This window comes from Streptacidiphilus sp. EB103A (assembly GCF_041261405.1).
Classification (GTDB): domain Bacteria; phylum Actinomycetota; class Actinomycetes; order Streptomycetales; family Streptomycetaceae; genus Streptacidiphilus.
The window spans coordinates 1-19,678 of the sequence record NZ_JBGCAQ010000037.1; the positions used below are offsets into that span (position 1 = coordinate 1).

19 protein-coding genes and 2 pseudogenes are annotated in these 19,678 nt (G+C 67.9%); 5 read left to right on the forward strand and 16 right to left on the reverse strand.

Annotated elements, in window-relative coordinates:
• From ABH941_RS39095 to ABH941_RS39105, 3 genes are all read right to left on the reverse strand, one after another.
• Nucleotides 1-346: transposase family protein (locus ABH941_RS39095; protein WP_370136166.1), on the reverse strand; the 346-nt coding region annotated here is incomplete at its 3' end.
• 208 nt (nt 347-554) lie between these two features.
• Nucleotides 555-908, reverse strand: a complete 354-nt coding sequence (locus tag ABH941_RS39100) for a hypothetical protein (protein WP_370136168.1) — start codon at nt 906-908, stop codon at nt 555-557.
• A 23-nt stretch (nt 909-931) separates the two neighbouring features.
• A complete protein-coding gene (locus tag ABH941_RS39105) occupies nt 932-1,558 on the reverse strand; it encodes a multiprotein-bridging factor 1 family protein (protein ID WP_370136173.1) in 627 nt (208 codons plus the stop codon).
• Between the two features lie 192 nt (nt 1,559-1,750).
• On the opposite strand from ABH941_RS39105, the gene ABH941_RS39110 reads away from it, so the two are divergent.
• The gene (locus tag ABH941_RS39110) at nt 1,751-3,145 is read left to right on the forward strand and encodes an IS256 family transposase (RefSeq protein ID WP_370136176.1); all 1,395 of its coding nucleotides are present in this window, start codon (nt 1,751-1,753) and stop codon (nt 3,143-3,145) included.
• Here the strand turns inward: ABH941_RS39110 and ABH941_RS39115 are convergent.
• A pseudogene (locus ABH941_RS39115) lies at nt 3,117-3,260 on the reverse strand (flavin reductase family protein); the annotation flags it as partial. The gene ABH941_RS39110 and the pseudogene ABH941_RS39115 overlap by 29 nt on opposite strands.
• A 539-nt stretch (nt 3,261-3,799) precedes the next feature.
• On the opposite strand from ABH941_RS39115, the gene ABH941_RS39120 reads away from it, so the two are divergent.
• The gene (locus ABH941_RS39120) at nt 3,800-4,282 is read left to right on the forward strand and encodes a hypothetical protein (RefSeq protein ID WP_370136179.1); all 483 of its coding nucleotides are present in this window, start codon (nt 3,800-3,802) and stop codon (nt 4,280-4,282) included.
• On the opposite strand, the gene ABH941_RS39125 is transcribed toward ABH941_RS39120, so the two are convergent.
• The 12 genes and pseudogenes from ABH941_RS39125 to ABH941_RS39180 all read right to left on the reverse strand — a co-directional run bounded on the left by ABH941_RS39125 (nt 4,279) and on the right by ABH941_RS39180 (nt 14,505).
• Complete coding sequence (locus ABH941_RS39125; RefSeq protein WP_370136181.1) at nt 4,279-4,623, reverse strand: hypothetical protein; 345 nt, start codon at nt 4,621-4,623, stop codon at nt 4,279-4,281. The two genes, ABH941_RS39120 and ABH941_RS39125, sit on opposite strands and share 4 nt — an antisense overlap.
• Before the next feature lie 12 nt (nt 4,624-4,635).
• A complete protein-coding gene (locus tag ABH941_RS39130) occupies nt 4,636-6,405 on the reverse strand; it encodes an ABC transporter ATP-binding protein (RefSeq protein WP_370136183.1) in 1,770 nt (589 codons plus the stop codon).
• Between the two features lie 121 nt (nt 6,406-6,526).
• The gene (locus tag ABH941_RS39135) at nt 6,527-7,393 is read right to left on the reverse strand and encodes a fructosamine kinase family protein (protein WP_370136186.1); all 867 of its coding nucleotides are present in this window, start codon (nt 7,391-7,393) and stop codon (nt 6,527-6,529) included.
• Nucleotides 7,380-7,673 carry an acyl carrier protein gene (locus tag ABH941_RS39140; RefSeq protein WP_370136188.1) on the reverse strand — a complete coding sequence of 98 codons (294 nt, stop codon included), beginning with the start codon at nt 7,671-7,673 and terminating at the stop codon, nt 7,380-7,382. The genes ABH941_RS39135 and ABH941_RS39140 overlap by 14 nt, the downstream gene beginning before the upstream one ends.
• A 16-nt stretch (nt 7,674-7,689) precedes the next feature.
• Complete coding sequence (locus tag ABH941_RS39145; protein WP_370136259.1) at nt 7,690-7,935, reverse strand: S-adenosylmethionine:tRNA ribosyltransferase-isomerase; 246 nt, start codon at nt 7,933-7,935, stop codon at nt 7,690-7,692.
• A 96-nt stretch (nt 7,936-8,031) separates the two neighbouring features.
• Nucleotides 8,032-8,262: pseudogene (locus ABH941_RS39150) on the reverse strand (type I phosphomannose isomerase catalytic subunit); the annotation flags it as partial.
• Nucleotides 8,263-8,380: 118 nt separating this feature from the next.
• Nucleotides 8,381-9,352 carry a hydroxyacid dehydrogenase gene (locus ABH941_RS39155; RefSeq protein WP_370136262.1) on the reverse strand — a complete coding sequence of 324 codons (972 nt, stop codon included), beginning with the start codon at nt 9,350-9,352 and terminating at the stop codon, nt 8,381-8,383.
• Nucleotides 9,353-9,509: 157 nt separating this feature from the next.
• Nucleotides 9,510-10,628 carry a Gfo/Idh/MocA family protein gene (locus ABH941_RS39160; RefSeq protein WP_370136190.1) on the reverse strand — a complete coding sequence of 373 codons (1,119 nt, stop codon included), beginning with the start codon at nt 10,626-10,628 and terminating at the stop codon, nt 9,510-9,512.
• Nucleotides 10,613-11,296, reverse strand: a complete 684-nt coding sequence (locus tag ABH941_RS39165) for a ThuA domain-containing protein (RefSeq protein WP_370136193.1) — start codon at nt 11,294-11,296, stop codon at nt 10,613-10,615. Before ABH941_RS39165 ends, ABH941_RS39160 begins: the two co-directional genes overlap by 16 nt.
• A gap of 78 nt (nt 11,297-11,374) precedes the next feature.
• Nucleotides 11,375-12,250: a carbohydrate ABC transporter permease gene (locus ABH941_RS39170; RefSeq protein ID WP_370136195.1), complete on the reverse strand. Its 876-nt coding sequence runs from the start codon at nt 12,248-12,250 to the stop codon at nt 11,375-11,377.
• Nucleotides 12,247-13,146, reverse strand: coding sequence for a carbohydrate ABC transporter permease (locus tag ABH941_RS39175; protein ID WP_370136198.1), 900 nt, complete (start codon nt 13,144-13,146; stop codon nt 12,247-12,249). Before ABH941_RS39175 ends, ABH941_RS39170 begins: the two co-directional genes overlap by 4 nt.
• Before the next feature lie 9 nt (nt 13,147-13,155).
• Nucleotides 13,156-14,505 carry an ABC transporter substrate-binding protein gene (locus ABH941_RS39180; protein ID WP_370136201.1) on the reverse strand — a complete coding sequence of 450 codons (1,350 nt, stop codon included), beginning with the start codon at nt 14,503-14,505 and terminating at the stop codon, nt 13,156-13,158.
• Between the two features lie 323 nt (nt 14,506-14,828).
• Between ABH941_RS39180 and ABH941_RS39185 the strand changes: the two genes are divergently transcribed.
• Genes ABH941_RS39185 through ABH941_RS39195 form a run of 3 tightly spaced genes read left to right on the forward strand, consistent with a single transcriptional unit; the run spans nt 14,829 to nt 19,636 of the window.
• On the forward strand, nt 14,829-17,123 hold the full coding sequence (locus ABH941_RS39185; RefSeq protein ID WP_370136204.1) for a beta-galactosidase: 2,295 nt from the start codon (nt 14,829-14,831) through the stop codon (nt 17,121-17,123).
• Nucleotides 17,124-17,154: 31 nt separating this feature from the next.
• Nucleotides 17,155-17,490, forward strand: coding sequence for a hypothetical protein (locus ABH941_RS39190; RefSeq protein WP_370136206.1), 336 nt, complete (start codon nt 17,155-17,157; stop codon nt 17,488-17,490).
• Nucleotides 17,483-19,636 carry an ROK family protein gene (locus tag ABH941_RS39195; protein ID WP_370136208.1) on the forward strand — a complete coding sequence of 718 codons (2,154 nt, stop codon included), beginning with the start codon at nt 17,483-17,485 and terminating at the stop codon, nt 19,634-19,636. The genes ABH941_RS39190 and ABH941_RS39195 overlap by 8 nt, the downstream gene beginning before the upstream one ends.
• Nucleotides 19,637-19,678 lie beyond the last annotated feature (42 nt).

Below are 19,678 nucleotides of genomic sequence, written 5' to 3' on the forward strand. Positions count from 1 at the left end.
AGACCCTGCTCCCGGCCGCGGCGCGTAACCGCCCGGTGATCCGTGCCCGTGCCGGGACCTGTCGGACCTGCTCGGTGAACGACACCGTGGGACACAGGGGCTCGCGGCAGTACCAGCGGCGTTTGTGCCACACCAGCTCCAGGGCCCGCTCGCCGATCGGCAGGTCCCGGGGCCGTGTGACCGCAGTGCCCTTGGCCTGGCCCGACGGAACCCCGCACCGCGGGCAGGCCCGCGCGCTCTCCTCGGCCGTGACCAGGTGCACCCGCCGGGTGCCGTCCTCCGGCCGCTCGACCCGCTGAACGGCCAGGCCGTCCAGGTCGAGCAGCAACGTCGTATCGTTGTCCATGCCCGTGGTTCCGTAGTGATCAGGTTGCGTAGAGAACAACCAGGATCACCTACGGCCACGGGCACTCTGCGTTCGGGGTATCAACCAGGCGACAGATCACTGTGAGTGACACACCATCAGGCCGCTGGCACCGCCACACCGCTCAACTTCGAAGACCCTGGTTGGCGCGCCCGCTTCAGGAATAGGTGCTGAACTTATTCGTTGTCCATCAAGATCCACCGGGTCTACCGATGGCCTTGAGCGTCTCGGGGTGCTTGACGGTCTTGCCCACGTCGTAGCGGAGTGCGGGATGGCGGGGCTTTTGGCCCCGGGGGCCGTCCGGGATCGGCGCCATACCGTTGGGAGGCACGTCCCCGCCGCCCACCGCGACCGCGAGGAGGCCGTCGGCCAGGGCGAGGTTCTTGAGGAAGTCGCTCTGCGGATGGGCGCGTTGCGGGCCGGCCGGCTGAGTCCAGAACGCAAAGGCCGGCAGGCGCGTTCCTGATCGAAGCGGCCCGAGAGGTTCACTCTGACCGGACGACGCGAGATCAAGAGGATCACCAAGTCCGGGCCGGTCGACCACGGCCTAACACCGACGCCTGGCGGCTACTGCGTACTGCCGTCCTCAAGTCCAGCGATGACTCTGACGTCCGCTTCGGACATGCCCAAAACCTTGGCGATCTCCTGGATGAGGAGGGGCTCCGGATTGTGCCTTCCGCTGCGAAGCATGTGGATGGTGGACATCGATTTCGCGGTCTCCCTTGCCATCACCTTGACCGGAATCCCGCGCAGGTCCATCAACCCGGTGAGAACCCTTGCAAACGGATGTGGCTCCAGCCGCCCAGCGGGGGCAACGGCAGGACCGAGGACCACGTCGCCGATCTTGACTTGAAATCGGATCAGTTGGTCACCCGCAAACCCGACCCTCGCGACGAAAGGCAGGCTCTCCCCACTGCCGGAACCGACCATGCCGGGTACTGAAACCTCGGTGAACCGTGAAGGGTGACCACGGTGATCACTGTCAATCTCCAGGGGAAGACCCGGCTCGACGTGGCTGACCTTCCAGTCGCGGTTCCACCAGGGCCGTTCCTGCAGCACCTCGTTGAAGAAAGGGGGCAGAACAGTGAGATCCACCGGGTCGGGAGGGTTCTTCTGACCTACCCAGATGACGTCAGGCCAGTACGTCAGTGCCGCGACCACGTCCACCGGCAGTATGCGGTTGGCATTCTCCATGACCACACTCTTCCACCAGTCGAGCGAGCAATCCCCGGGGACCAAGTCAGCAGAGCACGTGTCGGCCCGCCCTCACGAGAACCGGATCCAGGCGGGTCGCGTCCAAGGATCGGTGTAAATGATCACGGGCGTAGGGTGCCGTGCTGAACCGCCAAGTTCTCACGTCACTGCTCTCGATGGAGTCCTACGCCCGTGACCGCACGAGTATCGCCCACGCATGCCCTGCGCACCGAAATCGACGCCCTGTTCACCGGGGACCGCGACCTGGTCGAGGTCCTGGAGGACGTCGCCCGCCTCGGCGCCCGCATGATCATCCAGACCGCCGTGGAGGCCGAGGTCGAGGCCTTCCTGGGCCGGGCCCGCTACCAGCGCGCCGCCACCGCCGGGGACGGCGACGCCCCTGCGGTGCGGGCCGGGCACCGCAACGGCTACAGCCCCACCACCGTCAGGACCACCGCCGGACCGGTCACCGTCCAGCGCCCGAAACTGCGCGGGACCACCGAGAAGTTCGCCTCGCGCCTGTTCGGCACCGGCGTCACCCGCACCAACGCCCTGGAATCGCTGGTCATCGCCTCCTTCGTGCGCGGGCTGTCCGTCCGCGACGTGGAGAACGCCCTGGCCGACGCCCTGGGCCCCGAGGCGGCACTGTCGAAGTCGACGGTCTCCACCATCTGCCAGGCCATCCGCACCGAATACTCGGCCTGGTGCGACCGCGACCTGTCCGGCGTCGTACTGGACTACCTGTTCCTGGACGCATCGCACTTCAAGATGCACACAGGCGCCGGCAGCGAGCCGGTCCTGGCCGCCTGGGGCATCACCACCGACGGCAAGCCCGTGTTCGTCGGCCTGGCCGCCGCCGCCTCGGAGAGCACCGACGCCTGGGAGGACTTCCTGGCCGGCCTGCTCCAGCGCGGCCTGCGTCCCCCGCTGCTGGTGATATCCGACGGCGCCCCGGGCATCATCGCCGCCTGCGAACTGGTCCTGGGCCGGTCCCTGCGCCAGCGGTGCGTCATCCACAAATCCCGGAACGTCCTGTCCAAGGTCAGCAAGGCCGACCAGCAGGCCGTCAAGGACGACTTCTGGAAGGTCTTCGACACCACGGCGCCCGAACTGGAGGGCATCGAGCCCGGCCAGCAGCTCGTCCAGGCCGTCCAGGACCGCATCGACGCGTTCGTCGCGACCTGGGAGAAGCAGTACCCGGCCGCCATGAAGTCGATGCTGACGGACCGTAAAAGCCTCGCGCCCTACCTGCGGTTCCCCGCCGAGCACCACAAGCGCATCCGGCACTCGAACTTCATCGACGTGGCGATGCTGTGCTCCCCGCCGACGCCGAAAGAACCGCCCAGCGCGGAGAACGCGCTTCCCACGTTCCGGTGCTTCCCGCCGACACATCGTCCGACTGATGTCTCCTCCTCGGCGACACCTTCGGCCTTCTCCTCCCATTCACGCACGAAGCCCGATCGCCATGAGCCCGTCGATCAATGGGCGGTTCACCGAAACCCGTTGTCATGCCTTCTGACCTGGGCTAACGTCACGAACTGCGATACTGCTTTCTACCGAACTTCGCAGGGGCAAGGTTTGGAATAAAGGCGTCTGGCGAAACGGTCGAAACCCACGCAATAGGGCGTGGGACGACGACCGCCGTCAGCAGCTTGTAGAACGCAGCCGCGCCCATGGCCTGAGGGTCGAAGTCGATGCGCATGACGATCAGTATGCCGTGCATCGGCCGCGCACCGTATCACCAGGTCAGCGGCATGACCAAGCCCGGAAGTCCAGGAGAAAGTGCCCGGTGTCGCAGGGTACCGAGTCACTGGAGTCGGCACCGCATCACCACGCCCACCACTGTCTGGGACGCCTTCGAGGTCCCCGTAGAAGCACGCCGGGGCCAGGTCACCCTCAACCTTCACGACCATCTCGCCGCCTTCGTCCCCAAGCGCCCCGGCGCCTACCTCCGTATCTCCTCCAACCGGTTCGGACTGGAAGCGGGCGTGGACAGGCAGCAGGAAGACTCCGAGGACACGAGGCGCCGCCTGCGCTGGCCTGAGTTCGCCAAGATCTACAAGGAGAACGACACTTCCGCTTTCAAGAAGAAGAAAGTGCTCAAGGACGACGGCACCATCGACTGGATCGTGGTCCGCGCAGACGCATCCGGGAGTCGGAGATGTCGGCCGCCGCCGGCTCCACGCGATCGAGGCGCGGGCATTCGCCCATCTACGGGACAGCGACGGGGCACGTCGCGCTGTGGAGCAGTCCCTGGTGGTCGACACCGGGACAGTCGACGATCTCCACCAGCCAGTCGGTGAGTTCGGGTTCCCGGAGGCCCGGCTCAACATGTCGCACGCGACGAGCATGCTGCTGCTCCGCGACCCCGTGCAGGCAGAGCGATTCGCCCAGCAGTCCCTCAACCTGGTGTCCGCACTGCCGGCCGGGGAACAGTCCGCTCCGGTGCGCGGCGGTGCCGCAGCCGACTTGGCCATGGCGCGGCTGATCGCCGGTGACCTCGACGGGGCCGCCGCGGCGATCCGCACCTTGCTGGAGGTCGTGACCGAGCAGCGCGTCACTGGCCTGCTCAACCGCACCCACCACGTTCGGCGGGCACTCACCGCCCCCCAGTTCCAGGGCTCCCAGCTGCCCACCGAACTCGGCGAGCAACTGGAGGAATTCACCCGCCGGTCGGCGCCGCGTCAACTCGGCGCGTCACCGGGCCTGCTGGCCGGCGGCTAACCGTTCAGCTCGGCGAGCAACTGCTGCTCACGGGCCGGGGCGATCCCGTGCTCTGCGGCACGCGGGTGCGGAACGGCCTGGCCTCCGCCGTGCAGCCACGCCCAGGTGTCGGCGATCGTCTCCACGAGGGGCCGAGGTGAGAACCCTGACGCTACTGCCCGCGAGGGGTCCACCGACCACACACCGCTGTGCGTGCGCCACAGCGGCAGTTCCGTCCACTGCTTCACTCCGTGGCGGATCAGGTCCGCGCTGTCCGCCCATACGGGACAGCCGGACCCGCCTGTGACCTCCAGGCATGTGCCGATGAAGCCGGCCCAGGTGATGCCGTCCGGGTGGGCCACGTTGTCTGATCTTCACGCTGCGCCAACTGCGTGTAGGCGTGCGTAGGCTCCCGGTGTGCGGAGCAGGGTCTCATGCGTCCCGATCTGCGAGAGTCGGCCGCTGTCCATGACCACGATTCGGTCCGCTGCTCGGATTGTGGAGAGCCGGTGTGCGACGACGAACGTCGTGCGATCGAGCATCAGCCGTCCCAGTGCCTCCTGGATCAATGACTCAGACTGCGTGTCGAGCGCCGAGGTCGCTTCGTCGAGGACGAGGACCCTTGGATCCCGGATGATCGCGCGTGCAATCGCGAGGCGCTGCTTTTGTCCACCGGAGAGTCGGGCGCCGCGCTCGCCGACAACGGTATCGAGGCCGTCCGGAAGCCGTCGGACGAATTCGAGAGCGTTAGCTTCGCGCAGGGCAGCGAAAATCGCGTCCTCAGTGGCATGCTCGAGACCGTAGCTGACATTCTGTCGGATACTGCCTTCGAACAGGATCGTCTCCTGTGGCACGACCGAGACGAAGCGGCGAAACGTGCGCAGATCGAGTGTCTCCATGTCCACGCTGTCCAGCTCGATATGGCCGGTGGTAGGGCGGAGAAACCCGGTGATCAGGTTGAGTATCGTCGACTTGCCGGCCCCGGATGCACCGACGATGGCGATCGTCTCTCCAGCGCGTACGGAGAGACTGAAACTCTGGATCGCCAGCTGGGCGGTGTCGGGGTAGACGAAGCTGACGTCGCGGAAGTCGAAAGCCCCCACGGTCCGGGTGACCACGGTCTTGCCTTCATTGCCCTCCAGTTCCGGTTCCTCCAGTACTTGTCCGACGGATCGAACCGACGCGAGGCCCCTACTGATCGCCGGCGCCAGGCTCAGGAGAACCGCCACGGAACCGGTGAGGTTGGTGAAGAACGCGCTGAGCATCACGACGTCGCCCGGCGTGACGCCGAAGGTGCCGTAGTACGCGATCAACGCGGCGGCCGCAAGACAGCTGACACCCAATGTGTTGAGCACGATCCAGCTCAGTGCCCCGAACTTGCCATTGGTCCGATCGAGCGTCAAACCTGCTGCGCGCACCCGGCGCAGGGTGCCGTCCACACGTTCAAGCGCACTGCGCTCGAGTCCATGCCCACGCGTGATCGGAATGAGCGCGCTCATTTCGATCACGCGGGACGAGAGCTGTTCGACCTCTGCCCGGAAGGTCTCGTTCTGCGTACGCAAACGCACGCGCAACCGCATCATGACGCCTGCGGCCGCGGGTACGACGAGGAGAAAGACGGGCAGGAACGACGGCGTGCGCCACCCGATGACGATCAGCCCGCCGACAAGGCCGGAAATCGCTCCCAATCCACCGTCGGTGACCTGCTGGAGCATCTGCTCTATGGTCTCGACATCACGCACGACCTTGGTCTGCAGCACACCGGAGTTCACCCTCGTGTGGTAGCCGATGGACAGTTCCTGAAGCCGCTGGCACAGAGAAAATCGCAGGGAATTGCTGACGCGACGGATTGCTGGGCTGAAGCAGCGTACATAGAGCAGCTGACCGGGATAGTTGAGCAGGAGGAGGCCGAGGAGCAGGCAGCAGTTGAGCCAGAGCCGGAGAACAGGCTGGTGCGCGACTACGACATCCACGACATTGGCCGTGACCAGTGGCAACAGCCAGGTGGGACTGGACTTGACCAGGAAGACGCACGCGCCCAGCGCGAGGCGGGAGCGGTCTTGGCGGAAGAGGTAGGCCACGGTGCGCAGCGGGTGCTCGCCGCGGTAGTGGTGCTGGTCGACGGGCTCAGAGCGGTACATCATCAGGCGGCTCCACCCCGAGCGGCGTCGGGCACGGACCTAGCAGTCGGGCGAAGGCTCCTCCGGAGCAGATATACATGGTGCACGGATGCGATCTCCTCCCTGGGCATTGCGATACGATCGCTCACACGAATCGCTTCACAATGGTCCGGATCCGATCGGTGTAGTCCCCGGCCGGTCCGAAATGCGCTACCACGCTGAGTAGTTCGCGTAGGTTGAGCAGGTCCATGCGCTCGCGCCAGCCGTCCGACGGTGGTTGCAGCTCGTGGTAGGCGTCAAAGAAGCGATCCGGTACGCCTCCGGTGCAGTAGGCCATGCTCAAGTCGGCTTCGGCCCACATCCAGCAGACCGCCGGGTCGATGAACACCGGGCTCCCGTCGGTGTCCGCGATGAGGTTGTTCCGCCACAGGTCCCCGTGGTTCAGGACAGCAGGACTTGCCGGGAGCAGGTCTGGCAGTCGGGCGCACAGCCGCTCCAGGGCGGCACGGTCGGACGCGTCGAGGGCCCGCTGCGCGGCGGGCTCCGCCAGGTACCGCAGAATCCTGTTCTCGGCGAAGAACCGGTGCCCGTCGGCATCCCAGCCGTTTCGTTGCACGAGTCGTCCAAGCCAGCCGTCGTGTTCCCATCCGAACCGCGTTCCGGTGCTCTCGTGCAGGGTGGCCACCGCGCGCCCTGCGGACTCCCAGAAGCGGTCGTCCTGCGGAAGCTCGGCATTCAGCGCTCGAAGGACGAGCGACGCCTCGCTGACACTGACCACCTCGGGCGTGCGAAGGCCGTGTTCCCGCAACACGCCCAGTCCTTCGGCCTCGGCCCGGAACAACCCTGGCGGCGCGCTCAGGCTCCCCTTGACCACCACAGTTGCGCCGTCGGCCAGTTCGACCAGCCAGGTGCTGTTGGCAACACCGCCGTGCAGTCGGGTCACGGCCGTGGTCGATATCGGGGCAGGCAGGAGATCCGGACTCCAGTCGTCCTCAGGTTCACGATCGGTCATGGCGCGGCACCGTCCCGTCTCCGACCTGCGTGGCCTGTTCCTTGAGCACGGCCCCCCACAGCGAGCCCACCGTCGCGAACGTGGCGGCGATCAAGGCGTCGTCGGGAAAGAGGAGTCCGAAGGCCTCCTCCAGGTCGACCGACAGATTCACCGCGGACCGTGAATCAAGGCCAAGGTCGGGCAGAGAACTGCTCGCGGAGAGCACGGTTTCGGGGCCGAGCCCCAAGTTGGTGCGGACGATATCCTCGAACAGTGGGGTCCAGTGCAGTTGGTCGTCCATGAGTTCTTCCCGCCTTTCAGACGATGAGCATGGAGTCGCCGAACTCGTTGAACAGGTAGCGTTCAGGGACGACGATGTCCTGATAGAGGTTGAGCAGCAGTTCCCGACCGGCTACCGCTGAGGTGAGCCGCAACTCGGAGCTCTGGGGCATGTGCAGGTTGGTGATGAAGCCGTCGCATGCCGTGAACCGGTGCCCTGGTCCCAGGATCAGGTCCGTCCATCCCGAGCCGGGCCAGACTCGGCCGGAGCGGGGATCGGCCACCGTCTCCAGCGCGCAGCGCGGAGGTTCCGCAGACGATGATCCGGCCGCCGGCTCGACGTCGGTCGTTGATCTCGTCCGCGGCCGCGGTACTGACCTCCACCTGCCAACGGCGGCCAGGCCGAGTTCGCGCCCGGGGTCGGCTGCGATTACCTCCGCGAGGGAGACCGGACCGTGGCCGCGGTCAATGAGGGAGGGACGGACTCCCGGGTGGGCACCCATCCACAGTTCGGCCAGGGATTCGCCGGTCGGCTCCTGCCCGAGGAGTTCGGGGATGGCTGTGGGCGATCCCCAGGGGTAACGGCGAACGGTGTTGCGCAACCGGTCCATTGGTCGTCCTCCTTGATTCGTACGTTGTGCTCCGCCCGCGGGGACTGGACGCAGGGAGGGATCCACCTGTTGCCCGGGATCCCCTGAGTGCTCCGGGCCTGGCCGCAGGCGGATGCAGTCAGGCGACCCGGTCGAGGTCCGTGTGCAGTACCGGTTGTTCGAGTGAGCGGCCCTCGACCAGTCGCTCGGCCTCCTCCACGACGGCGTTGCCGAGTCGTTCCAGTTCGTTGCCGAGTGACCCGGCGATGTGGGGGGTGAGGATGACGTTGGGCAGTCGGTGCAGCGGTGAGTCCGCGGGCAGGGGTTCGGGTTCGGTGACGTCGAGTACCGCGTTCAGTCGCCCGGAGACGAGTTCGTCGATCAGCGCGCCGGGGTCGATCAGCGCTCCCCGTGATGTGTTGATCAAGGTGGCTCCATCGGGGATCAGGGCGAGGCGGCGGCGGTCCAGCATCCGGTGGGTTTGCGGGAGGTCTGGTGCGTGCAGGCTGACGATGTCGCTTCCACGCAGCAGCTCGTCCAGCGGCTGGAGGGTAGCTCCCAGTTCCGCGGCCTCGGCGGGGTCCACGTAGGGGTCCGCGAGCGTGGCAAGGAGGTCGAGCGGGCGCAGCAGTTCCAGAAGCCGCCTTCCCACCCGGGAGGCGCCGATGACGCCGATGCGGCGGCGGTAGTTGCCCAGTGTTCGGTCCGCATGGGGGTCTGACCGTCCGTGGCCGAGGGCGTCCCGCAGGGCGAAGGCGTTCTTGCCGGACAGCAGGACGGCGGCGAGCGTGTATTCGGCGACCGGGACGGCGTTGGCGGCCGCGGCGGTGGAGACGAGCAGGCCGCGGTCCCAACACGGTGGTGTGATGAGGTCGCGCACGGTACCCGCCGCGTGCAGGACGGCCCGCAGCCGGGGGGCCGCGTCCAGAACCTGTTGGTCGATCGGGGGGCAGCCCCAGCTGGTGATCAGGATCTCGGCCTTGGCGAGGGCGTCGGCTGCCCCGGGCTGGTCGAAGCCTGCGAGGACGAGGTGGCGGTCCATGTCCAGCAGGTCGCAGAGCCGGTTCATCAGTGGTGGCGGGAAGAGCCGGGACAGGTTCTCAGGGGCCATCGCGAACAGTGCGGTGGGTCGGTCGGTCAAGGCTCGGACTCCATAGTTGCGCAGTGATGAGTCAGATGTCGTTTTCCGTGCAGGACAGGTTCGCCACGGCGGGCGACGGGCGGGAAGGGCGGGGCCGTCCACCGCGACGGTGCGGGGCTTCCGGGGCCTACTGCGCCTCGGGCCGGGCACCTGCGGGGACCGCCGCCGGGCGTTCGCAGGTGCTGGTGACCCACGCCGACTCACCGCTGCGGGCAGCGGCGAGCAGCGACTCCATGACGTCCAGGACGTGGTACGCGAGTCGGCCGTCGGCGCGGTGCGGGCCGCCGTCGGCGAGTGCGCGTGCCAGGTCGGCGACGCCGTAACCGCGGGAGGCGCCGGGATACCCGCCGCGCTCAGGTACCGGCTCCCACTCCTTGGCCCCGGCGCGGAACATCCGTACCTCGCCGTCGAAGCCGTTGGGGTCCGGCACCGAGAGCGAGCCTCCGGTCCCGTAGACCTCGATCCGGGGCAGCGACCCGGCCCACACGTCGAAGCTCATCAGCAGCGTGGACAGCGCTCCGTTCTCATGCTCCAGCACGCCGGTGACGTGGGTGGCCACCTCGACCGGGAACTCGGTGCCGGACCGCGGTCCGCTGCCGATGGTGCGGGTGCCACGCGGGGTGGCGGACATGCCGACCACCCGGCGTACCGGGCCGAGCAGGGTGATCAGCGCGGTGAGGTAGTACGGACCCATGTCGAGCAGTGGGCCGCCGCCGGGTCGGTAGTAGAACTCCGGTGCCGGGTGCCAGCGTTCGTGTCCCGGGGTGACCATGAAGGCGGTCGCGGCGACGGGTGCGCCGATCTCGCCGGCGTCCAGGACGGCGCGCGCGGTCTGCACCCCGGTCCCGAGTACGGTGTCGGGGGCGCAGCCGACGCGGACCCCGGCGGCGTCGGCCGCTTCCAGCAGCGTGTCGGCCTCGGCGGTGGTGGCGGCCAGTGGCTTCTCGCCGTAGACGTGCTTGCCAGCGCGGATGGCCGCGTGGGCGACCTCGGCGTGGGCTGCGGGGATGGTCAAGTTGAGGACGAGGTCGACGTCCGGTGCGGCATAGAGCTCCTCGGGAGTCAGGGCCCGTGCGCCGGGGACCTCCTTCGCCCCGAGCGTGGCGCGGGCCGGGTCCAGGTCGGCAATCGCGGTCACCCGCAGGTTCTCCAGCCGGGGGAACGTGTCGAAGTACGCGCCGCTGATGTTCCCCGCGCCGACCACGCCCACGCGCAGGATCTGCTGGTCCGTCATCGGGTGGCCCATGCCATGCCCTTCCTGATCGTCGAGTCCACTTCGGGTATGTCCAGGTCGGCGAGGTTGTGTCCGATCGCCGTGACGAAGATCCGGCCCGCGCCCCAGTGTCGGGTCCAGGTGACGGGCACGACGGTGCCCGTGAGTTCGGGGTTGTCGGGGTCCGGCTCGTAGTCGGTGACCGCGAGGACGTCGACGGCCGGATCCACGTGCAGGTAGTACTGCTCAGTGGTGACGCTGAACGGGCTGATCCCGGCCATGATCGGGTGGTCGGCGCGTTCGGGCTGCGGGCGCACTTGGTAGGTGGTGAACTCGCGTGGGTGATGCACGAACTGTCCGCCCGTCATCAACTGGTAGCCGGTCTCGTTCCGGAAGGAGTCAATGATGCCGCCATGCCAGCCCGCGAAGCCGGTCCCCGCGCGCACCGCGCGGGAGAGGCCGGCGAGCTGCTCGCCGGTGATCTGTCCCATCGTCCAGCACTGCACGATCAGGTCGCTGGCGGCCATCAGTGCCTTGTCGAGGTAGCTGTCCAGGCTCTCGCTGAGCGTCACCTCGTAGCCGTCCTCCTTGAGTACGGCCGCGTAGCGGTCGCTGGCGGCGACCGGTGCGTGGCCCTCCCACCCTCCGCGCACGACCAGCGCGCGAGGGGCCTTCGGTGGCTGCTGTTCTGGCTCTGTCATGTGGGTACTCTCCTGAGCGCCCGGCAGGGGAGGTCCTGCCGGGCCTGGGTGTCGGTGTGTGAATCAGTGCGTCCGCCGTCACTCCGCGTCGGCGACGGCTCCCACCGGCTGGGCCTGGCCGACGCCCTGGGTGCCAGTAGCGCCACCGGCGACACCTTCGACGAGGTACCGCTGCAGGACCACGAAGACCACCACGATCGGGGCCGCCACGATTGCCGTCGCCGCAGCGACCATCGGCCACTGCGAGGAGTACTGGCCGAAGAAGGAGAACAGGCCACGGGTCACCGGCCAAAGGCCGGGGTCGCTGAGCATGACCAGGGGCAGGATCAGGTTGTTCCAGCTGGCCACGAAGCCGAACACGGCGAACGTAGCCAGGGCCGGCTTCATCTGCGGGATGATCATGGTGAAGATGAAGCGGACATAGCCGCAGCCGTCCAGTGCCGCCGCCTCGTCGATCTCGACCGGGATGGTCTTGATGTAGCCGACGAAGAAGAAGAACCCCGCGCCGGCCAGCGACGTCATCACGAGGTAGCCGATCCGGTTGTTGTACGTGCCGAGCTTCTGCGCCTCGATGAACAGCGGGATCAGGCCGGCGGGCAGGAAGCCGGAGAACACGAAGAAGGCGTAGAGCGCGTTGGAGCGCCGGAAGTAGCCGCGGGAGATCGGGAAGGCGAGGAAGACGCCGAGTATGAGAGTGGCGATGTCCGGGACGACGGCGTACAGCAGGCTGTTGACCATCTGGGTGGAGAAGTCGCCCTGGCTCCAGGCCTGGCTGAAGTTCGAGGCCGTCCACGGATGCGGCAGGCCGGTCGGGTCCTGGAGGAACCCCGTGTACGTCTTGAATGCCTGGAGCGCCAGGTAGACCAGGGGCAGGGCGAACAGGCCGGCCGAGATGAGCAGGCAGGCCAGGTGCAGCCCGCCGGTGCGCAGGGCGCTGCGTATGCGCAGGCTCACAGGGTCACCTCCCGCCTGCGCAGGAAGAACAGCAGTCCGCCACCGATGACCAGGGTGATGAAGAACTGCGCCATGGCCAGCATCGAGCCGTAGCCCAGGGACGGGTTCTGTCCGAACGCGGTGTCGAACATGTAGAGGCCGATCGTCTTGGTGTTGAAGTTGCCGTCGGTCAGGACGAGGATGAGCGAGTACTCGCCGATGCTTCCCACCACGGTCAGGAAGACGTTGACCGTGGTGGCCGAGGCGAGCAGCGGCCAGGTGATGTGCCGGAACAGTCGCAACCGTCCGGCCCCGTCGAGTGAGGCCGCCTCGTACAGCTCGGGTGGGATGCGGCGCAGCGCGGCGATGTACACCAGCATCGTGTATCCGCTGAACATCCAGACGTTGATCAGGACGACCAGCGGCAGGGCCCAGGTGGGGTCGCCCAGGAACGCGTTGGTCCCGCCGGTCAGTGCGTGGTAGATCTTCTCCGCCGGCCCGCTCTGCGGGTCCAGGATCAGCGAGAACAGGACGCCGACGATCGTCACCGAGAAGATCTGGGGCATGAAGATCAGCGCGCGGTACAGGCCGAACCCGCGCCGCCGGTGGCGAAGCAGCAGGGCCAGGCCGAGCCCGGCCCCGATCTGGAGCACGGCGACGCCGGCGACGTACTTCAGCGTCGTGAGGATGGCGGCGCCGAAGTCCGCGGAGGAGCCGTGGAACGCGTTGCGGTAGTTGCACAGACCGCACCAGTTCAGCGGGGTGCCGGGCTGCCCCGAGTACTGGGTGAAGGAGTAGAAGACGGTGGCGAGCGAGGGGAAGAGCCCGAACACCAGCCAGCCGATCGCCGGCACGGAGATGGACAGCCAGGGGATCCATCGCCGCGTCCGCCTGGTGCCGAAGGGAATAGTGGCCATCGACGGGGTTCAGCTCCTCGGTGCAGAGCGGTAGGCGTCAGCGGACTGCTTGAGCGCGTCGGCCATAGGCTGCGGCCCGATCGGCTGCACCTTGGTCAGGTCCGGGCCGCCCGCGATCTTGGGGAAGCTGCTGGGGATCCAGGGCTGGGAGGCGTTGGGGTAGCCCTGGGAGACATGCGAGGACAGCCAGTCCGTCCAGGACAGCGAGGGGGTCGGCACCGTGGGTTCCGTTGACAGGGAGCCCGTGGTCTTCACATAGTCCGCGTAGTTGCTCTGCTGGGTGAACAGGTCGAGCCACTCCAGCGCGAGCTGCTGGTGCTTGGACCACACCGGCACCGCCCAGGACAGGTCGGGGGCCAGGACGGGACGGTTCCAGGCCGCGGTGTCGGTTCCCGGGATCGACATGAAGCCGAAGTTCAGCTTCGGATTGGCCGTGGCGATGGTGTTGCCGTCGAAGGAGCCGTCCACGAAGAACGGGAAGTCATCGCCCTTGACGGCCCAGTTCCCCGGCGCCGTCTGGGCCGGGACGCCGCCCGCACTGGGCTCGACGAACGCCATGACCTGCTCATAGCGCTTGGCGGCTTCCTGGTACAGCGGGCTGTCCCAGCTCTGCGCACCGCTCCAGAAGTCCTGGGCGCGCTGCAGGAAGACCGAGGCAGCCTCGGAGGCCGGCTTGTCCTGCATCAGCAGCTGGTTGATGATGCCGGCCCAGATGTTGTTCTGGTAGTTGTCCTTCCCGGCCACGTAGAGCGGTGTGATCCCTTTGGACTTGAGGGTCTGCATGTCGGCGATGAACTCGCCGAAGGTGGTCGGGATCGCGATGCCGTACTTGGCCAGCAGGTCCTTCTTGTAGAACAGGCCGCTGGAGTTGACGTACTCGGCGGTCATCACGGCGTATATGCCGCCGTTGTAGCCGTTGGCGTACTTCTGCGCGACCGGGTCGAACCGCTTCATGAACGGCTGCGTTGACAGGTCGAGGAACTGGCCGGAGGCGATGAGCGCGGCGGTGCCTGTGGGCTTGATGCCGATCGAGGCCGGCGGGAAGGCCTTCGGCGTCGGCGGGAACTGGGCGAGCACGTCCACGCTCCTGGATGCCAGCAGGCTGTTCTGCAGGGTCGGCCAGGCGTTGGCGGCCGTCGGCGCGCTCTGCAGACGTATCTTGACGCCGGGGTGCTGCTGTTCGAACAGGGCGTCCACCTTCTGTGTCTGCGCGATGGAGGCGGGGTTCGTCCACTCGGCGATGACGAGCGTGTCCGACGAGCTGCTGCTACTGCTGCCGCAGGCGCTAAGGCCGGCGGCGATCGGGAGAAAGGCAGCAGATACCGCGAAGATGCGGCGGGCACGGGTGGTTCTAGCCATGACGGCTCCTCTTGGGAACGGTGTGGTCACGGCCGACGGCACGGGCGCAAGGTGCGCTACCGCGGTTACTGGAGTCCCCGAAGCATCCGTTCCGGCACGCGGACCGGTCAAGGGCAGTGCGCGACCAATGACTTTTTGGACAGGCGCGACAGGTAAGTCATCGCTCATGGGGGACATCGTTGCAGGTCGCTGCGATCCAAAATGAAATTGCGACGAGAGGTCTAGTCCTAGTAACACTTTTGGAGTTACATACCCCTCACGCCGCCGACGGCGCCCTGGAGTCGAACCCACCCGCAAGTCAGGACCCCTGAAAGGGGAAGTCGATGCTGCGCACGGTCCGACGCGGAGCGATCCCACTGCTCTGCAGCATTGCCGCCACTGTCTCCCCCACTCAGTACGCGACCGCCCAGCCCGCGCATCGCGCGGCGGTGACGTCCGCAATCGCCCAGCCCGCGAACACCCGGCACCAAAGCGCCGGTTACTGGGCGACCCAGTTCCAGTTCGACAACAACGGAACGCCGTGGTCCGTCGCGGACTTCGCGGCGCTCAAGGCCAAGGGCATCAACCGCGCCGAGATCAACATGCCGTGGTCGAAGATCGAGCCGTCCCGCGGCACCTTCGACTTCACCGAGCTCGACCAGGAGCTCGCCAACGCCGCCGCCGGCGGCGTGCAGCTGGTGCCGATCTTCTGGCAGTCCGGCTGGCGCGGCAGCCCCGTGACGTGGGAGACGAACCACGAGGTGACCAGCACCGGTGCCACCGGGGTCGCCCTGGCCTGGTGGGACCTCACCGAGCAGAACGACTACTTCACCTACGTCACCAGCACCCTGGCGCACATCGCGCACCAGCCGGGGTACGGCGGCGCGTTCCTGGACTACGGCCACCTGGACGCCCAGTGGCTGGACACTCCCGGCGTGGGCGGATGGGCGCCAGCCGACATCGAGTACTTCCACACGCACTGGCTCCCGGCCACCTACCGGAGCATCGGTGCCTTCAACGCGAAGAACAGCACCACGTACACCTCCTTCGGCCAGGTCCCGGCCGGCGTGCCCGGCGCCCCGTTGGCCGGCGTCTATCAGGCGTTCCGCCAGTGGAGCGTGCAGGACACCTACGACCGGCTCACCGCAGCGGTCCGCAAGGTCACCAGCGGGCCGCTGTACTACTACTTCGGGGGGCACATCTCCAACGCGCCCCAGCTCGGCGACCTGCCCGACGTCTTCTTCCTCCTCGCCCGCAAGTACAACGTCACGGTGGTGGAGGACGCCGCCAACTCGGCCGGCCTCAGCCTCCTGTTCGGCAGCCTGGGCCGCGCCTACCACGTCCCGGTCGCCCAGGAGTGGACCGTGACCACCGACCCCGTGATACCGGCGCAGGCGGCCCAGTGGCTGTCCGACTACGCCATGACCCTGCCCAACGGCGGCGGCGAGGACTTCTTCATCCACGACGGCACCAGTAAGGACGTCATCGGCTTCCCGATCTTCACCCGCTGGCTGCCCGTGCTCCAGGGCCTGTCCGGCTCCTACCCGACACAGCCGGTCGCCGTCTACATCGACGACTCCCAGGCCCGCGGCAACACCAGCGGCGGCAGCCTGAACGGCGTCGAGAACAACATCACCGCACTGTGGGACGGCTACCAGGCCGGCTTCGCCGTCGTCACCAGCGAAGAGATCGCGAACCACGCCGACAGACTGTCGCGCTACCGCGCCGTCCTGCCGATGAACGGCGTGGACGCCAATCTGACTGCCTACCAGCAGCGCGGCGGGACACTGCTCACCGCCAGCTCCCAGCTGAGCCAGTACGCACCGGCCTACGCCGACCTGACCAGCCAGCACACACTCCAGGTCGTCCCGGCCACGGCCAAGAACCACCGAAGCGCCTCGATCACCGTCGCCGAAATCAGCCCGTACTTCGGATACACGGGCTCTGTCACCCTGCACCCGAACGGCCTCAACCTCGCCAGCGGCACCTACCACGTGGTGGACCAGCTCACCGGACTGGCACCGGCGCAACAGGCGCTGCCGGACGGCAGCGTGTGCGTCCCGGTCACGATGGCCTCCGCGCAGCTCGACCAGTGGAAGCTGCTGCCCGGCGCCGCACCGGCCGGTACTCCCGTCCCCGAGACCTGCCCGGTCACCAACGGCGGCGCGACGTCGGTGAGCGCAACCGCCGGGCAGAGCGGCGGCGGCGTGATGTTCCTGAACGTCGGCGCCACCGGCCAGGGCGCCGACGGGAACCTCACCGCCGTCACCCAGGGCGGACTCCCCGCCTACACCACCTGGACCAGCAAGCAGAGCGGCGCCGCTGCGGCCAATGTCTATCTCCAGGTCGACCCGTCCAGCCAGGTGGCCAAGGCGTCCACAGTGACGGCGAACATCACCTACTGGTCGGTCGCGGGACAGAACTTCCAGGTGCAGTACAACGCGCCCGGCAACCCGTACCTCGGTGGTCCCACGGTGGTCGGCAGCGGGACGGGCAGCTGGCAGACGGCGACCGTGACGCTGACAGGCGTGCAGTTCAACGAACTGCAGAACCTCGCGGCCGACCTGCGCCTGGCAGCCTCGGATCCGACCCAGCCGCTGTACATCGGGGGCGCCACCCTCTCCACCACCGGCAACTGACGCACCGCTGCTCCGAAGGGACCGCCCCGCCGTGCACGACGACCGCAAACCGGTAGAGGACCGCATCACGCGGTACCTCAGCCCCGCCCTGATCACCACGCGCGCGGCACTGACCGTCAGCGCGTGGCACGCCCCCGGCGAACCCACGCCGGTGGCCGACCCGGGCGACGGCTACCAGCCGTTCTCGATCGGTGAGACGTGGGGCGGTCCCTGGTCCACCACGTGGACCCAGTCCTCCAGGCAGATCCCGGCCGGTCCCGCCTGGTCGAGCGTGCCCTCTCAGTCGCACGACGGCGCACTCGACCCAGCACCGTGGCCGTTCCGGATCCCTGCCGCGCGCCACACTGCGAGCACGTCGAATGCCTGACCTGCCCTCCCCCAGCACAGCTCCGGGTACCGACGCGCACACCGTACTGCGCCAATGGGCCGAAGGTAAGAACCAGCAGGCGCTGCGGGCCTCGATCGTGCTGCTCGCCGCCGAGGGCCTGCGCAACGCCGACATCGCACGGCAACTGGGCGTATCCCGACAGACGGTGACGACGTGGCGCCAGCGCTACGCCACCGACGGCGTCGAGGGACTGCTGGACCGCGCACGCAGCGGCCGTCCCACGACGGTCGACGAGGGCGAGATCGTGACGAGCATCCTCACCTCCACACCCGACAACCGCACCTCACGGCAGGTGGCTCGCCGCCTCGGCTGCTCGCACAGCGCCGTCGCGGAGGCGCGGCGCCGCTGGAACCTGTCGGGGGGCCAGCTCACCGCCCCCCAGGTGCCGGTGAGCCCCGCTCTGGAATCGACCGACCACTGGCTGGTCGGCCTCCACCTCGACCCGCAGTACACCGTGCTGGTACTCGCCAGCCGTCCATCCGCCGTACCGGTGCTACCCCCGCAAGACCCGGTGGTCGACACCTACGCCCTGACCGCCGTCAGTGACGCAATGACCGCCGCGGCGAAGGTCGCGATGCACAAGCCCGCCACCCCCACCCCCAACCCCGAAGGCACGCCCCTGTTCCTGGACGCCGTGCGCCGCACCCATCCGCAGCAGGGCCTTCACGCCATCGTCCTGCGAGCACGGCACACCACCGTGCAAGAAGTCGACCTCGCGCAGCACTGCCATCGTCTCGGCATCTCGGTCCATGAACCGCCCGAGCGCACCAGCGAGGTCTCCTTCGTCAGTGCCGTACTGGCCCTGGACGCGGCCCGGCACCCGGAGTCCTCGACGCGCCTGCTCCTGGACCTGGCCTCCGCGCTCGCCCGCTACGCCGACGGAGCCGCACACACCCGGGTCCGCTGGATCCGCGAGCCGCTCCCGACATCGTCCGACACCCGGCTCAAATCGCCCGTCCCCGGGTCTCGCCCAGCGGCTGGCGGCGGGGCCAACCAGATCGACCTCGGGTCCTTCAACGAGTGCGTCCTGATCGAAACCGTGCGTCTCGCGGGCACGATCACCCGCGGAGAACTCGCCGAACGCACCCGCCTCACGCAACAATCCGTCTCCCGCATCACGCGCTCCCTGATCCAGCGCGGCCTGCTCGTCGAGCAGCGCAGGCAGCACTCGGCGATCGGCAAACCGAGCAGCCCAGTGAGGTTGCGCGACGACGCCGCACACGCGCTGGGAATCCACATCGACCCCAATGTCCTGACGGCGGTACTGGTCGACCTGTCCGGCCGGATCGTCGCCCGCCGCGCCGAGCCGATCACCTCCGACTCACGTCCAGGCGCCGTGGTGACACAGATCGCCGACCTCGGCGAGTCGGTTCTCGAACAGGCCGGGCGCGGCCGCTGGGAGGACGGATTCCTCGGTATCGGCGTGGCCACCCCAGGACCCGTGGACACCGTCTCCGGGACCGTGCTGGACCCCCCGCTGATGTCCGTGCTGCGCGATGTCCCCCTGCGCACCCTGCTCGAGCGGCGGTTCGCGTGCCCGATCGTGATCGAGAAGGACTGCTCAGCCGCGGCCGTCGGCGAGCGCTGGATCGGCCGCGACAGCCGCGCCTGCGACTTCGTGTACCTCTACCTCGGCACCGGCGTCGGATCCGGGCTCTTCCTCAACGGCGACCTCTACCGCGGCTTGACCGCCAACGCGGGCGAGTTCGGCCAGCTCTGCGCGGTGACGCTGGGGCGGTTCGAGGCGTCCGGGCGACCCAAGATCCTCCAGGAGTGCAACCCCGGGAGCTACGACTCGCCCGACCGGCTCTCGCTCCCGGCCGCGCAGCGCAACACCCGGCTGACGGTCCAGCAGGCCGCGAAGGCCATCGGCAGGGGCGTGTTGTCCGTGATCGACCTCCTTGACCTCGGCCTGGTCGTGGTCGGCGGGCCGTTCTTCACCGAAGAGGTCGCGGACGTCTACCTCACCGAGATCGAACATGCGGTCAACGCGTATCCAACCGCCCGGCGGCTGCGCCGCGTCCGCGTCGAGCGCTCCGTCAACAGCAGCGAGGCCGTCGCCGTCGGAGCAGCGTCCACCATCTTCCACTCCACGTTCGCCCCGCGGCTGCGCCGCATCCCCTGACGAGTCCTCTGTGACAAGGAGGCGGCTTCCCCCAAACACCGT